Source organism: Janthinobacterium violaceinigrum, assembly GCF_009208555.1.
In the GTDB taxonomy this organism is placed as follows: Bacteria; Pseudomonadota; Gammaproteobacteria; order Burkholderiales; family Burkholderiaceae_D; genus Janthinobacterium; species Janthinobacterium violaceinigrum.
On record NZ_WFLI01000015.1, the window covers coordinates 120259 to 136055 of the forward strand.

Here is a 15797-nt window from a genome sequence, read left to right on the forward strand (position 1 = left end):
GGGCAGGCTGGCGCAGGGGGAAACCTGCGCCACATTCGCGTTTTTCCGCGCATCTTGAGTGCTAGAATGCAAGATTATCAATTCCCAGCCTGACGGTCTTGCCGTGGCTGCTATCTTGCAGACGATGACACGCAGTAAACACAGCAATGCCTCCGTCCCTGAAGTGGCCACCATCGTTTTCCCCGTGGTGGCCATCGGCGCTTCCGCCGGCGGACTCGATCCCATCGTCGCGTTCCTGGCGAACGTGCCGCAGGAAAGCGGCATTGCGTATGTGGTGATCCAGCACCTGGACCCCACGCAAAAGGCCATGCTGCCGGAATTGTTGCAGCGGGCCACCAGCATTCCCGTCACGGAAATCACGCACCAGGCGGAATTGCGCCCGAACCATATCTATGTGATACCGTCGAATGCGGACCTGGGCCTGGCCAGGGGCCGTTTCGTGCTCAGCGAGCCCGTGCAGCTGCGCGGGCACCGCTTGCCCATCAATGCTTTTTTCGAGAGCCTTGCAAGCGAACTGGGCGAACTGGCCGTGGGCGTGATTTTTTCCGGCATGGGCAGCGACGGCACGCGCGGCTTGCAGGCGATCAAGCAGGCGGGCGGCCTGACCCTGGCCCAGTATCCCGATACGGCCAAGTTCGACATGATGCCGCAGAGCGCGATTGCGGCTGAAGTGGTGGACCTCGTCGATTTCCCCGACAAGATGCCGGACAAGATCATCAGCTATCTGTTCCGCAGCAGTTTCCTCAGCCTGCCGGGCCACGAGCCGAACGGACGCAACTCGCTGCAGGAAATCGTCGCTCTGCTGTCCGAGCACACGGGCAACAGTTTTACGGATTACAAGATCAACACGGTACTGCGCCGCATCGAGCGGCGTATGAGCTTGTACCAGATGGCGTCGATGGAAGAGTACGTTCCCTACCTGCGCGACAATCCGGCGGAAATCGACTTGCTGTTCAAGGAATTGCTGATCGGCGTGACGAGTTTTTTCCGCGACCCGAAAGTGTGGGAATACCTGAAGATGGTGGTCTTGCCGCAAATGCTGGCGGCCCATCCGGATGGCCGGGCCTTCAAGGCCTGGGTGCCCGCCTGTTCCACGGGCGAGGAAGCGTATTCGCTGGCCATGGTCTTCCATGAAGTGGTGGCCAGCAGCAACCCGCCGTCGAAGTACAGCCTGCAGATCTTTGCCACCGACCTGTCGGCCGACGCCATCGACCGCGCACGCCAGGCCCGGTTCCCGCACAGCATCAGCAGCGACGTGTCCGCTGAACGGATCGAGCGCTTCTTCGTGAATGACAAGAACGGCTACCACGTGAAGAAAGAGATCCGCAACACGATCATCTTTGCCCAGCAAAACATCATTTCGGACCCGCCGTTCACCAAGCTTGACATCTTGTGCTGCCGCAACCTGTTGATCTATCTCAATGCCAAGCTGCAGCAGCGCCTGATTCCCCTGTTTCATTACGCCTTGAACCGCGATGGGATTTTGCTGCTGGGCAGCGCCGATACGCCCGGTCATTTTTCCGACCTGTTTTCGCCGCTGACCACCTCGACCCGGCTGTACCGCCGCCTCGACAACCTGGCGCGCCAGCGCCTGCCCACGTATTTTCCCACCAAGGTATCGTTGGCATCCCCTCCCACACCTAGCGACACGAGAGAAGTCAGCATGACTGGAAAGATTCAATCCCATGTCGAGCAATTATTGCTCCAGAAGTATTCCCCGGCGGCCGCGCTGCTGAACCAGGATGGCGACATCCTGTACATCAATGGCCGCACGGGCGCCTTCCTGGAACCGGCGGCCGGCAAGGCCAACTGGAATATCCACGCGATGGCGCGCGAAGGCTTGCGCTACGAGCTGGCGGGCCTGATCAAGCAGGCGCTGCAAAGCGAAAGCGTGGTGCGCCTGAAGGGCCTGGTCGTCAAGGACCACCTGGGACAGTCGCTGGGCGTGGACCTGAGCGCGGAAGCGCTGAGCCAGCCCGAATCCTTGCGCGGCATGGTCTTCGTCACGTTTTCCAGCGCGCCCCTGGTGGCCGAGACGCGCCGCGGCCGCTCGCCCAATCCCAAGGTGCTGGAGCTGGAGCAGCAGCTCAGCCAGGCGCGCAATGAAATCCAGGCCGTGCGCGACGAGATGCAAACTTCGCGCGAAGAGCTCAAGTCGGCCAATGAGGAATTGCAGTCAACCAATGAAGAATTGCAATCGACGAACGAGGAGCTGACCACCTCGAAGGAAGAGATGCAGTCGCTGAACGAAGAGCTGTACACGGTTAATGCCGAACTGCAATCGAAGGTCGATGATCTGTCGCTGGTCAATAGCGACATGAAGAACCTGCTCAACAGTACCGATATCGCAACCATTTTTCTCGACAGCGACCTGCGCATCCGCCGCTTCACGGCGCCAGCCACGCAAATCTACAAACTGATCCAGACGGACTTGCGCCGTCCGCTCAGCGACATCGTCAACGACCTCGATTATCCGGGCCTGGAAGGCGATGCGCTGGAAGTGATCCGCAGCCTCGTGTTTTGCGAGCGGCAAGTGCCGACCAAGACGGGGCGCTGGTACAACGTGCGCATCATGCCGTACCGCACGATTGAAAACGTGATCGATGGCGTGGTGGTGACCTTTATCAACATTACAGAATCGAAGCTGCTGGAAGCCCAGCTGCGCCAGATCCAGTCCGGCGCCGTGGCAGATGGGAAAGCAGGAGAAAGCGCGTCATGAGCGAACCATTCGACAGCGGTACCGGCCCTGCCAGGCTGAGGGAGCAGGCCGAGCAAATGGCCGCGGAGCAGCGCCAGCCCATCGCGCCGCCGCAGTCGAATGAAGAGGTGATGCGCCAGCTGCATGAGTTGCATGTCAGCCAGATCGAGCTGGAAATGCAGAGTGCGGCCCTGGTCGAGCTGGAACAGCTGAAGAATGAATTTGAAAGCAGCCGCGACCGCTATGCGCAGCTGTATGAACAGGCGCCCGTCAGCTATTTTTCGCTGGCGCGCGAGGGCGTCATCACGCGCGTCAACGTGGCGGCCTGCGGCCTGTTGGAACGCGACAAGAACCAGCTGCTGGGACGGCGTTTCGAGCAATTCGTCGCACCCCAGGCGCAGGGCGGCTTCCGCCGCTTCCTCGACGCCGTGTTTACCAGCGGCGCGCGGCAAGTGCTCGAAGCGCAATTGTTCGAAGGCGAAGCGGGCGGCGTGGGCGGCATGGTGCGCATCGAAGCCAATTTCGATGCCGCCAGCGCCACGGCGCGCATGCTGGTGACGGACCTGGGCGACGAGCACGCGCGCGAATCGGCCTTGCGGCGCGCCTTCGTCATCCTCGACAGCATACGCGAAGGCGTGCTGGTGACGGACAGCGGCAACCGCATCATTTCCGTCAACCCCGCGTTCACCACCATCACCGGTTACCAGGCGGAGGAAGCCATCGGGCGCGATCCCTCCTTCCTCGGCGGCGGCACGCATTTGCCGCAGTTCTATGAAGCCATGTGGCGCAGCCTGCACCAGGATGGCAGCTGGTATGGCGAACTGGTGAACCGGCGCAAGAATGGCGAGCGCTTCGTCGAATCGCTGTCGATCACGCCCATGCGCAGCCCGGACGGCGCCATCAGCCACTTTGTCGGCGTGTTTTCCGATATCACCGAACGCAAGCTGGCCGAGGCGGACTTGCGCGAACTGCACCGCGAGCTGGACCAGCGCGTGGTCGACCGCACGGCCGAATTGCTGCGCGCTAACCAGCACCTGCAGCTGGAAGTGCACCAGCGCGAGCGGGCGCAGGAAGCCCTGCGCGATGCGGAACGCTTCTTTCACGCCACCATCGATTCGCTGACGGACCGGGTACTGGTGCTGGACCGGGCGGGCAGCGTGGTGCATGCGAACCAGGCTTGCCTGGCCTTCGTCGGGCAAACGCCGCAGCCGCTGAAATACCTGGATTTCTGCGATACGGACGTGCGCTGGCAGCGCAGCGCGGGACGCGAGCTGGCCGCCGGCATCCGCTCCGTGATTGCCGGCCGGGCCGACACGTTTGCGCTCGAGTATGAATTTGCCACGCGCGCAGGCCCGCGCTGGTCGCAGGCCAGGGTCAGCCGTTTTCTCGGCGAAGGGCCGCTGCGCGTGGTGGTGGCGCATACGGACATCACGGAACGCAAGCTGATGGATGGCGCCTTGCGCCAGTCGCACGCGCAGCTGCGCCAGCTGGCCTTGCACCTGGAAACGGCCAAGGAAGACGAGCGCAAGCGCATCTCGCGCGATATCCACGATGAACTGGGACAAAACCTGCTGGCCTTGCGCATCGATATTTCCATGCTCAGCGCGCGCACGGAAGGTTCGCACCCGCGTTTGCACCGCCGGGTCGGCGCCGTACTCAGCAATGTCGACACCACCATCAAGAGCGTGCGCGGCATCATGAACGAGCTGCGCCCGATGGCGCTGGACCTGGGCTTGCAGGCCGCCATCGAATGGCAGGTGGGCGACTTCCGCAAGCGCAGCGGCGTCGCTTGCCGCCTGCTGATACGCGACGAGGCGTTGTTTGCCGCCATCGGCAGCCAGGTCGAGATCGTGCTGTTCCGCATCGTGCAAGAGGCGCTCAGCAACGTCATGCGCCATGCCCAGGCCAGCCAGGTCGAGATCGAGCTCAGCTCGGATGCCTGCGCCGTGTATCTGGCCATCAGCGACAACGGCATCGGCATCACGCCACAGCAGCAGCGCAAGAAACAATGCTTTGGCCTGATGGGCATCGCCGAGCGGGTGACGGCGCTGGGCGGGCATTTCGAGGTGGGCATGCCGGCGTCGGGCGCCGGTTGCCGCTTGTCGCTGCAGATTCCCCTGCCGGGAGCGGGGCGGCCGGCCGCCTGATACAGAAATTGCAATAGGTTAATTTTTGGCGACCCGGGCGGCCTGGACAGGCTATACTTTCGCCTGCTTTTTATGGAGGGGCATATCTTGTTCAAGACAATCGTACTACCAGTCGCCTTGATGGGCGCGTTCGCCGGCGCACACGCCGACGAAGGGCAGTGGCAACCACATCAGCTGCCACAGCTGAAAGCCGAACTCAAACGGGTCGGCATCGAAATTCCTGCGGAAAAACTGGCCGACCTGAGCAAGCACCCGATGAGCGCCATCGTGTCGCTGGGCGGCTGCTCGGCCGCCTTCGTCTCCGACGCGGGCCTGGTGGTGACGAATCACCACTGCGCGTATGGCGCCGTGCAGCGCAATTCCACGCCGGAACACAATTACATCACCAACGGCTTTCTGGCCAAGACGCGCGCCGCAGAGCTGCCGGGCGGTCCGAACAGCCTCGTGTATGTGACGGACAAGGTGGAGAACGTCAGCGACCGCGTGCTGAAGGGCTTGACGGCCGACATGAGCGGCCGCGCGCGCCACGAAGCGGTGGAAAAGCGCATCAAGGACCTGATCGCCGAATGCGAAACGGACAAGATGTACCGCTGCTCCGTGCCAGCCTTCCACCGCGGTCTCGAGTACTACCGCATCCGCCAGATGATGATACGCGACGTGCGCCTTGTGTACGCGCCATCGGACAAGATCGGCAACTTTGGCGGCGACATCGACAACTACGAATGGCCGCGCCACACGGGCGATTACTCGTTCCTGCGCGCCTACGTGGGCAAGGATGGCCGTCCGGCCGACCCGTCGCCCGACAACGTGCCGTACAAATCGAAGGATTTCCTCGTGGTCTCGGCCGAAGGCTTGAAGGCCGGCGACGGCATCTTGCTGGCGGGCTACCCCGGCCGCACCAGCCGCTACAAGCTGCCGGCGGAAATCCGCTTCGCGCGCGATACGGCCTTCCCGTTGAAAGTAGCCGAACTGCAAGCCGACCTGGCCGTGATGGCCGACTCGACCAATGGCGACGCGGCGGCCGCCGTGCGCTATGCGAGCGTGGTGAAAAGCATCAACAACGTGCTGAAGAAAACCCAGGGCTTGCTCGACGGTTTCGCCCGCAAGGACATCGCCGCCATCAAGGACGTGCAGGATGCCGAGTTCCGCGCCTGGTACGCGAAGCAGCCGAACGTGTCGGCCACCCTGCTGGCTGAACTGGACGCGGCGATCGCCAGCGACATGGCCCTGAGCGAAGAAGAGTTCGCCTGGAGCGTGGCCACCAACAGCGATTTGCTCAAGAGCGCGCGCACCATCTACCGCCTGTCGCTGGAGCGCCAGAAAGCGGACGCCGAGCGCGAATCGGGCTTCCAGCAGCGCGACCTGGCCTTCATCAAGGCCCGTCTGGCCCGCCTGGAACAGTCGTATGTCAACAAGGTCGACCAGGCGCGTTTCGAAGCCGGCCTGAAGCGCTACGCGCAGCTGGCGGCGAAGAGCCATCCGCAAGGCCTGGATGCGCTGCTGCCGGCGCCAACGGCCGTGGCGGCCCTGTACCAGCAGACGCAACTGGCCGACACGGCCAAGCGCCTGGCCTGGCTGGAAAAGGACCAGGCCGCTGTTGCCCAGTCCGACGACGCCTTCATGGCGCTGGCCATCAAGCTGCAGCCCGTCGAGACGGCGCTGGAAGAGCGCCGCAAGGAAATCGACGGCAACCTGGAACGCGTGATTCCGCAATACATGCAAGCCGTGATTGCCTGGAAGAAGTCGCAAGGCAAGCCCGTCTATCCTGACGCCAACTCGACCTTGCGCGTCACGTACGGCACGGTATCGCCGTACTCGCCGCGCGACGGCATCACCAAGGGACCGTTCACGACCGTGGAAGGCATCGTCGAGAAAGTCACGGGCAAGGCTCCGTTCGAAGCGCCGCAAGGCTTGATCGACGCCGTCAAGGAAAAACGCTACGGCCAGTTCCGCGACCCGGCCCTGGGCACGGTGCCCGTCAACTTCCTCACCAGCGCCGATACCACGGGCGGCAATTCCGGCTCGGCCGTGATGAACAAGCGTGGCGAACTGATCGGCCTGAACTTCGATTCGACGTATGAATCGATCACCAAGGACTGGTACTTCGACACGGCCATCACGCGCGCCATCCACCTCGACATCCGCTACATGCTGTGGGTGATGAAGGAAGTGGACCACGCGGACAACTTGCTGCAGGAAATGACCATCAAGTATCCGAAGCCAGTGAAAGCTGCCAAGAAGTAAGTATCAGCTTCAACTTCAGCTTGCGTTAGCGCAAAGCCGCATCCGCCGCAGGGCCGATGCGGCTTTTTTTATGCCGGGATGCCGCCCGCACCGCACACGTCGCCACCCGACTTTTCGGAGGCGCCACGTATAATTTCTCTCCCTATCCACCACTCTTCTTTTCCGACAGGTCCCTATGCCCCCGACTCCCGCTTTACCACTTGACTGGCAGACATTCGAAACGGCCCACGACGTCGAAGCAACCTGGTTCAGGCTGGCCAGCGCATCGCTGGCGTTGCTGGGCGCGTCCGCTTTCAAGGATCAGGCTTTTTCCGCCTTTGCCTTCAATGCCGTCTCGTTGCCATCCATTTCGCTGAGCTTTGACACCGACCCCGGCAACCGCGAGCGCGGCCATTACCCTCCGGACTGGTCGAACGAGTGCATGGAAGCCGACGTGCCGGCAATCGGGCAATTGTGGGAGGAGGGCCACGCAGGGATAGAAGACGCGCTGGCCGAGCTGATCGACGCCGCCGATGACGAGCTGCTTGAAGCCATCGAGGCCGGCTATCTGCACAGCCTGAGGAAAACCATGGTGCGGCTGGAAGCATCCGATGCTTTCGGCCAGATCAAGACCTGCCCCCGTTTCTGGACCGTGGTCACGCAAGTCGACGCCGATACGGACGACGAGGAACGGCTGCTCGAGCAGGTGCGCATGGCGCCGGTGCCTGGCCAGGCGTGACGGCGTGAGGCGCGGCGCATCGCGCGCCGCGCATGGCCCTGCGCCCTAGGCGGCGCCGGCGATCTGCCCCTGCGGCGTGGCCGCGGTCCGTGCGTTGAGCATCCGCCACAGGCGCGCCGGCAGCGCGCTGATCGGCCGCTCGCGCACGGGAATGTCGATCCAGCAGGCGTACAGCAGATGGCCATTCACGCGCATCGGCGGCCCGGCGCGCTCCGTCGAAAAGCCGCCTTGCCGCAGCAGCCGCTCGATGCCGACGGGGGAGACGGAAATGATACGGCGCGCGCCCAGGGTCGCCGCCGTGGCGATGGCCTTGCGCAGCAGGCGGAAAGTGTCTTCCAGCGTATTGCGGTTGTCGTGCAGATCCATCGACGTGAAGCGGGACAGTTCCCAGATGTCGTGATGGCGTGGCGGCGCCTGGCCGGCCATCAGTTGGGGAAATATTTCACCCAGTAGATATTGACGGTCGGTGGGCAGGAGACGGGCGCAGCCGTTGATGCGGCCCTCCTCATCCCTTGCGATGACGTAGTACGTATCGTCATGATCGAACTGGTCCGTTTCCCTGCCATCCCTGGATGGCAGGTCCCATCCCAGGGTCTCCACGAAAACCTTGTAGCGATAGCGCTCCAGTTCGGACTTCAGGGTATTGCAAAGCGCATCAGATTTGGCTGAAAGGAATTTCATAATTATTTACGGCAGTGACGGGATGGCTATTACAGTGTAATTGTGGCCGCTGCAAAACTGTAAGGAACCACAGGTGGGGGTGCCGATTTATGTTGCTGGCGGTGCGTTTTGGTGAGAATTTGAAGCAGACTTTGCTATACCATACGCCGACTCGTTGACGTGTCATTTTTTTATCATGCGCGACGAACCCTGCGGCAAATCCATCCCCTACAAAGGACTTCTATGTTCGCTTACAACGCCCCAAAAACGCGTATCCCGGCAGCAGAATGGAAACAAGGTGTGATCGAAAGCCTGGCTGCCACCCACACGCCGGATGACATATTCGAGGTGCTGGCGGGCGTGGCCGGCGACCTGGGGTTTGAGTATTGCGCCTATGGCCTGCAAGGCCGCCTGCCGATGTCCAATCCCAAGGTGTTTACCGTTAATAATTATCCAAGTTCCTGGCAGCGCCGCTATTCCGAGCAGGCGTATATGCGTTCCGACCCGACCGTCAGCCGCGCCAACCGCTCCTTGCAGCCCATCCTGTGGGGGGACAAAATGGTGGAAGAAAATCCCGAGTTCTGGGAAGACGCCCATGCCCATGGCCTGCGCTACGGCTGGGCCCAATCGTCGTGCGACATGAGCGGCCAGGTCGGACTGCTGAGTTTTTCCCGCTCCAGCAAGCCGCTGACGGAGCGGGAAATTGACGTCCTGTCCTTTCGCGTGTCCTGGCTGGCGAATGTCGTGCATGAGCATTTTGCCGACGCCATTGCCGTGCCGGCCAAGGATGCGCCCAAAGTCCAGCTGACCGAACGCGAGGCGGAAGTGCTGCGCTGGTGCGCGGATGGCAAGACCTCGGCCGACATCAGCGAGATCCTGAACATTACGGAACGCACCGTCACCTTTCACATCAGCAACTCCCTGCAAAAGCTCGACACGGTCAACAAGACTGCCGCCGTCATCAAGGCGATGGCCTTACGCCTGCTGTAGGCGGGCGGCCTCGGGCGGCGCGGCAAAGATCAGCGCGGCATTGGTGCCGCCAAAGCCGAAGGAATTCGACAGCACGTGGCGGATCGGCCGGGCGTATGCCTTGCCGGCCACCAGGTCGATGCCTTCGCATTCTGCGGCGCGGTTTTCCAGGTTGAGGGTCGGCGGCACGATCTGGTCGCGCAAGGCCAGCACCGACAGGATGGCTTCCACGCTGCCGGAGGCGCCAAGCAGGTGGCCCATGGCCGACTTGGTCGAGGAGACCGAGACGCCGCCCTGCAGGTGGGCGCCGAAGACGTGCCGCAAGGCGGTGATTTCTGCCAGATCGCCGGCCGGGGTCGATGTCGCGTGCGCATTGATGTAGTCGATGGCCTCGGGCGCCAAACGGGCGCGCCGCAGCGCCGCCTGCATGGCCCGTGCCGCGCCATTGCCGTCTTCCGGCGGCGCCACTGCATGGTAGGCGTCGCCCGACATGCCGTAGCCGATCACCTCGGCGTATATCCTGGCGCCGCGCGCGCGCGCGTGCTCGTATTCCTCCAGCACCATGACGCCGCTGCCTTCACCCATCACGAAGCCGTCGCGGGCGCGGTCCCACGGGCGCGAGGCCCGTTCCGGCGCATCGTTGAACGCCGTGGACAGCGCGCGGGCGGCGCAAAAGCCCGCCACGCCGAGCTCGCAGATGGTGCCTTCGGTGCCGCCGGCCACCATGACGTCGGCATCGTCGAGCGCGATCATGCGCGCGGCGTCGCCTATGGCGTGCGCGCCCGATGCGCAGGCGGTGACGGTGGCGTGCGCGGGCCCGCGCAGATGGTGCTGAATGGCAATGTGTCCCGCCGCCAGATTGATCAGGTTGGACGGGATGAAGAACGGCGACAGGCGCCGCTGGCTGCCATTTTCCAGCGCCCTGGCCGCTGCCTCGATGCCGGGCAGGCCGCCGATGCCGGAACCGATCATCACGCCGCTGCGTTCCTGTTCCGCCAGTGCGGCCGGCGCCCAGCCGGCATCGCGCAGCGCTTCGGTGGCGGCGGCGATGGCGTACACGATGAAGGGATCCATTTTCTTCAGTTCCTTGCGCTCGACCCAGTCTTCCGGACGAAAGCCGTTTTCCTCGCCCGCCGCCGGCAATTGCCCGGCGATGCGCGCCGGCAGGTGGGCGGCCGGGAAACGGTCCAGCACGCCGATGCCGCTGTGGCCGGCCAGCAGCCGCTGCCAGGTGCGCTCGGCGCCAACGGCCAGCGGGGTCAGCATGCCGATGCCGGTGACGACCACGCGGCGCAGGCCGAGCGGGTGGGGCAGAGCGTAGTGGGACGAAGACATCGCAGTCCTTTCAGCAAGTTAAACAAAGCCGAAATGTATCAGCAATCGCCAGCCGTATACCCCTGTAGGAAATGACAGGTAGGGCGCGGCTCATTTGGCGGTGCCAGGCAGCAGCTGGCGCTGGCGCGCGACGAGCATGCACGCCACCCCGGCGAGCAAGACCAGGGCGGCCACCACGATAGGCAGCAGGGTCGACAGGGGCTGCAGGGCCGCCGTGATCAGCGGCGCGACGCCCCAGGCCAGCGCATTGATCGCCGAGATCAGGCCCATCAGCTGTCCCTGGCGCTCCGTCAGCGTGCGGTTGGAGGCGATGCTGAGCAGGCAGACATAGGTCGTGGCGACGGCAATCGCCAGCGGGCCGGTCAGCAGCCACAGCACGGCCGGCGCGTTGCCCAGGGCCGCCGCTGCCACCAGCGGCGGCTGGATGGACAGGCTGAGGAGCAAGATGCGCTCCAGCGCGAAACGGCGCGTGGCCCAGGGCACGATGAACAGCATGGCAACGGCAAAGCAGGTGGAGTAGTACGCCAGCAGCTGGGCTTCCTGCCAGGCGTCAAAGCGGTAATGCAGCAGCGCGAACGCGGCCATGTAGTTGAAATACATGTAGTAGCCGAGCAGGAAGATGGCCAGCAGCAGCAGGGGCTGGCGCAGCTCGGGACGGCACAGCATGTGCCACAGATTGCGCCACGGGTTGGCGTTGTCGTCCGACAGCGTGCGGGTATCCGCGTAGCACAGCAGGACCAGGACGGCGCTGGCCAGCGGCAGCAGCGCCGCCCACAGATAGGGGAGCCAGAGCGCCGCGCCCTGCTGGTGCATGATGCCGCCCAGCAGCGGGCCGGCAACGAAACCGATGCCGTTGGCGGCCGTCACCAGCGCGAGGTTGGCGGCCTTGCTGTCTGCCGTGCTGAGGTCGATGATGGCCGCTTGCGCCACCGGCAGGCTGGCGGCCGTGATGCCGGCCAGCGCCCGTCCGCAGCAGATCAGTACCAGGCTGCCCTGCCAGACGCCGAAGGCGGTCAGCGCCATGCCGCCGGCGTTGCCAAGCAAGCACAGCAGCAAGACCGGTTTCCGGCCCTTGCGGTCCGACAAGGCGCCCAGCCAGGGCGAGCCCAGGCACATCATCAGCGGATAGATGGCCAGCATCAGGCCGTAGACGGCCGAGCGGAAGGCCGGCCCCTGGCTGCTGTCGAACAGCGGCGACGCATCGCCCAGCAGCAGCGGGGTCAGGGTCGGGTAGACGATGCCGATGCCGGCGGCGTCGGCGAAAATGGTACTGAACAGGGCGAGGTAAACCAGTCTGGATTTCATCTTGGACTCATCAAAATTGGCCGGGATGCAGCTGCGCCCCGGCCGGAAAGGCATTAATCGGAAGCCTGGGCCAGGCGGCGCAGGCTGCTGACGGCAAAGTCGTGCAGCGTGGCCGCGTCGCGCACCTCGTCCAGCTCCAGCTGCCCCAGTTCGCGCAGGAACTCCGCATTGGCCACCTGCCGCGGCGGCGTCTGTGCGGGCTGGGGCTGGCCGAGGTCGGCGTACAGCGGCAGCAGGCGGAAGAAGGGATCGCGTTCCGCCGTCTCCTGCCTGCTGCGTTCGACCCAGCGTGCCGCGGGCGTGGCTTGCAGCGCGGGCCGGAGCGCCGCGGCGAGGGCGTCGAACGCCAGCGGTCCGAGGCTCAGGTTGCGCACGCCCGAGGCCGTGCCCAGCTTGCTGCGCCTCGCTACATAGCGCGCCACCAGCGCCGTCGGCAGCAGCGTGACGGGCATCGGCACGTCCGGGTAGGCATCCATCTGCAGGCACTTGACGGCCAGCGCGACAAAATGGTTTTGCGTGTACAGGCGGCTGTCGCTGTCGTCGAACATCAGCGGCAGGCGGTAGACGGTGGCCGGATAGCCCATGGCGATGGCCTGCGTCACCTGCAGCTCGGCCGCCAGCTTGGACTGTTCGTAGCCGGAAGCGATGGCCTCCAGGCTGGACGCGGGCAGCGGCGCCTCCGGCAAGTCGGCCAGTTCGGTGAACTGGGTCGACATGTGGTGCACGTGGGCGGCGCCGGCCTGCGCCGCGAACAGCAGCACATGGCGGGTGGCGACCACATTGCCGTCGCGCATGGACGCATAGTCGGCAGCGTGATTGACGTGCGCCGCGGCATGGATCACCTGGCCGACGCTGGCGCAGCATGCGGCGTAGTCGGCGGCCGACATGCCCAGCGAAGGCTGCGTCAGGTCGGCCTGGAGCACGCTCAGCCGAAGCGGCGGCAAGTCCGCATGGAACAGCTGCCGGTAGCGCGCCGCCAGGCGCGCCATGCCGTCGTCCCCGCGCAGCGGCAGGACGATGCGGGCCGTACTTTCGCTCAGCAGCGCGTGCAGCAGGTGCATGCCCAGGTGGCCGCTGGCGCCCGTCAGCATCACGGCCTTGCCCTGCGTGGCACCGGAAGGGAAGGGCGGCAGCTCGCTCATGCGCTCCAGGTCGGCCTGGTAGGCGCGGCCGGGAGACGCCGTGTCGTCGGCGGCATCGGCCGCCAGCAGGCCGTTGATGGTGGGATTGCCCACGAAGCGGCCGAAATGGATGCGCAGTCCCAGCGAGCGTTCCACGGCCAGCACCATGCGCGTCAGCACCAGCGAATCGCCGCCCAGCTGGAAAAAGTTCTCGTCGACGTCTACCACTGGCACTTGCAGCAATTCCTGCCACAGCGCGCAGAGGCGCTGCTGCAACGGCGTCAGCGCCGCGGCGGCGGCAGGCAGGCGCTGCTCGCGCTGCTGTGCCAACCGCTGCGCCAGCAGGGCGCTGAGCGCGGCGCGGTCGACCTTGCCGCTGCTGTTGAGCGGGAAGGCGTCGAGTTGGAACAGCTGCGATGGCAACATGTATTCGGGCAGGCGCTGGCGCAACTGCTGCAGGAGCGCGGCATCTGCCGGCGTGCGCGCGATCACGGCCGCCATGATCTGGCGCGTCGTGGCGCCGGGCTGGCCCACTTCCATCACCAGCGCGCATGCATGCTGCACGCCGGCCTGCGCCAGCAGCGCGTGCTCGATTTCGCCCAGCTCGATCAGCTGGCCGCGCAGCTTGATGCGGAAATCGTTGCGGCCTATGTAGTCCAGTTCGCCATCGGCCGTCCATCTGACGATGTCGCCCGTGCGGTAGACGCGCCGCTGCGGCGTTTGCAGCGGATTGCCGTAGAACGGATCGGGCTGACGCACCGTGCCGATGTAGCCGCGCGCGACGCCGCTGTCGCCCAGGTACAGTTCGCCGGCCACGCCCACGGGCACGGGGCGTCCCAGCTTGTCCAGTACCCAGCAGCTGACACCGGGACAGGGCTTGCCGATCAGCGCGCCGCTGCCGTGCGGCAAGGCGCGGCAGGCGTGGAAGGTGGCGTAGATGGTGGCTTCGGTCGGCCCGTACAGGTTGTGCAGCACCGTTGCCGTGCCCGATGCCAGCCATTGCTGCACGACGGGCCGCATCAGCGCCTCGCCGACGGAAATGACGTGGCGCAGGCGAGGGCAGGCAGTCAGCTCGCTCACCAGCAGGTTGAGCAGCGACGGTACCGTGCTCATCATGGTAACGCCGTGCGCCCTGCAGGCAGCCACGTGCGCGCTGCCGGCGGGACCTTCCGGCAGCAGTACCACGGTGCCGCCGCAGATCAGCGGCAAACAGTACTCGGGTACGGAAATGTCAAACGTCAGCACCGTGCCCTGCAGGAATTTGTCGCCGGGGCCGAAGCCGAAATACTCGGCCATCCACGCCAGGCGCTCGCTCAGGCCCGCATGCTCGACCAGCACGCCCTTGGGCATGCCGGTACTGCCGGAGGTGTACAGCACATACGCCAGATGGCCGCTGCCGTCGGCATACGGACTGTTCGGTTCGAGCCGCCGGGCCGGCGGCACGACGACGGCTTGCCGCACGCGCACCTCGAGCGACTGCCCCAGGGCGATTTCCAGCACGCCCAGTTCCGCCTGCGCCCGCAGCAGCGCCTGCATTTCCTCGGCGGGGCGTTCGCTGCTGGTCAGCACCAGCGCGCAGCGCGCCGTCTGCAGCATGTACAGCGAGCGCTGCGGCGGATGCTGCAGGTCCAGCGCGACATAGGCGGCGCCGCATTGCCACAGCGCGAGTATGGCGATCACCGATTCCGGACAGGCGGCGCGCGGCATCATCAGGCCGACCGTGTGTTCCTTGCCGATGCCCAGCGCCGCCAGTTGCGTGGCCAGCTGCTGCACATGGTGGCGCAGCTGCGCATAGCTGAGGCCTTGTTCGCCCCATTCCAGCGCCGGCGCCGTGGGATGGCGCTCGGCCTGCAGCAGGAATTGCTCGTGCACGGGCAGCGTTCTCACGCCGACCGGCATGGCGGCGGCGAGCGGCGCCGTGCCCGGGCCCTGGCCGCCCAGCAGGCAGCGCTGTTCGGCCGCCGACAGCATGGACAGCTGCGCCACGGTCTCGTCGCCGCCGCCCGCCAGCTGCGCCAGCAGCGCGGCATAGTGCGCCGCCATGCGCGCCATGGCGGGCTGGCTGAAGGCGCTGCAGCGGAACTTGAGCAGCATGTCCCAGCGGCCCTGGTACTGCGTGATCCACAGGCTCAGGTCGAACTGCGCCAGCTGCTGCGGAATCGTCAGCGGCGTCAGCGTCGCCGCGCCGGCTTCCAGGTGCATTTCCGCGGCATCGAAGAAATTGAAATAGCTTTGCAGCGGATCGTGGCCCTGCACGGCCGCCTTCAGCCGTTCGTCGCGCATCAGCTGGGCCAGCGGGATGTCCTGGAACTCCAGCAGTTCGAACAAGGCGGCCGAGACGCCGCGTTCCAGCGCCGTGCCGCTGACGCCTTCGTCGATGTCGACGACCAGCGGCAGCACGTTGACGAAGTGGCCCACCGTGTGGCGCCAGCGCTGCTGGGTGCGGCCATTGAACGCCACCCCGGTCAGCACCCGCTGCTGGCCGCTGTAGCGCGCCAGCAGCAACAGCCAGGCCGCCAGGCATACGCTGGCGCGGCGGCTGGCCGGCAGCGCGCGCAGCCGCTCCATGGCTGCCGGCGACAGCGGTATCGCCACGCTGT

The 15797-nt window shown here is 65.1% G+C and carries 9 protein-coding genes; 5 read left to right on the forward strand and 4 right to left on the reverse strand.

Translation table 11 applies throughout. The annotated features are described in order from the left end of the window. Positions 1–124: 124 nt before the first annotated feature. The 4 genes from GCN75_RS14870 (at position 125) to GCN75_RS14885 (ending at position 7807) form a co-directional block, all read left to right on the forward strand. Positions 125–2719, forward strand: coding sequence for a chemotaxis protein CheB (locus GCN75_RS14870; RefSeq protein WP_152283191.1), 2595 nt, complete (start codon positions 125–127; stop codon positions 2717–2719). Then, on the forward strand, positions 2716–4845 hold the full coding sequence (locus GCN75_RS14875) for a sensor histidine kinase (RefSeq protein WP_226941404.1): 2130 nt from the start codon (positions 2716–2718) through the stop codon (positions 4843–4845). Before GCN75_RS14870 ends, GCN75_RS14875 begins: the two co-directional genes overlap by 4 nt. A gap of 87 nt (positions 4846–4932) precedes the next feature. Next, entirely contained in the window at positions 4933–7089 is a 2157-nt protein-coding gene (locus GCN75_RS14880; RefSeq protein WP_405002815.1) for a S46 family peptidase, read from the forward strand. A gap of 175 nt (positions 7090–7264) precedes the next feature. Beyond that, positions 7265–7807: a hypothetical protein gene (locus tag GCN75_RS14885; RefSeq protein WP_152283193.1), complete on the forward strand. Its 543-nt coding sequence runs from the start codon at positions 7265–7267 to the stop codon at positions 7805–7807. A 45-nt stretch (positions 7808–7852) separates the two neighbouring features. Here the strand turns inward: GCN75_RS14885 and GCN75_RS14890 are convergent, their stop codons facing one another. Then, positions 7853–8488 carry an acyl-homoserine-lactone synthase gene (locus tag GCN75_RS14890; protein WP_152283194.1) on the reverse strand — a complete coding sequence of 212 codons (636 nt, stop codon included), beginning with the start codon at positions 8486–8488 and terminating at the stop codon, positions 7853–7855. Positions 8489–8767: 279 nt separating this feature from the next. Here GCN75_RS14890 and GCN75_RS14895 point away from each other — a divergent pair, with 279 nt between their 5' ends. Next, entirely contained in the window at positions 8768–9457 is a 690-nt protein-coding gene (locus GCN75_RS14895; protein WP_193317518.1) for a LuxR family transcriptional regulator, read from the forward strand. Here GCN75_RS14895 and fabF read toward each other — a convergent pair. The 3 genes from fabF to GCN75_RS14910 form a co-directional block, all read right to left on the reverse strand. Beyond that, entirely contained in the window at positions 9443–10771 is a 1329-nt protein-coding gene (fabF, locus tag GCN75_RS14900) for a beta-ketoacyl-ACP synthase II (protein WP_152283196.1), read from the reverse strand. The two genes, GCN75_RS14895 and fabF, sit on opposite strands and share 15 nt — an antisense overlap. 90 nt (positions 10772–10861) lie before the next feature. Beyond that, complete coding sequence (locus tag GCN75_RS14905; RefSeq protein WP_193317519.1) at positions 10862–12076, reverse strand: MFS transporter; 1215 nt, start codon at positions 12074–12076, stop codon at positions 10862–10864. A gap of 53 nt (positions 12077–12129) precedes the next feature. Then, positions 12130–15797, reverse strand: a 3668-nt coding sequence (locus GCN75_RS14910; protein ID WP_152283198.1) for a non-ribosomal peptide synthetase, incomplete at its 5' end; no start/stop codon positions are given.

What these genes read in the sequence shown, in the direction of transcription:
- GCN75_RS14870 (WP_152283191.1), top strand. Translation starts at nt 125, where the DNA reads ATGACACGCAGTAAACACAGCAATGCCTCCGTCCCTGAAGTGGCCACC.
- GCN75_RS14875 (WP_226941404.1), top strand. Translation starts at nt 2,716, where the DNA reads ATGAGCGAACCATTCGACAGCGGTACCGGCCCTGCCAGGCTGAGGGAG.
- GCN75_RS14885 (WP_152283193.1), top strand. Translation starts at nt 7,265, where the DNA reads ATGCCCCCGACTCCCGCTTTACCACTTGACTGGCAGACATTCGAAACG.
- GCN75_RS14890 (WP_152283194.1), bottom strand. Translation starts at nt 8,488, where the DNA reads ATGAAATTCCTTTCAGCCAAATCTGATGCGCTTTGCAATACCCTGAAG.
- fabF (WP_152283196.1), bottom strand. Translation starts at nt 10,771, where the DNA reads ATGTCTTCGTCCCACTACGCTCTGCCCCACCCGCTCGGCCTGCGCCGC.
- GCN75_RS14905 (WP_193317519.1), bottom strand. Translation starts at nt 12,076, where the DNA reads ATGAAATCCAGACTGGTTTACCTCGCCCTGTTCAGTACCATTTTCGCC.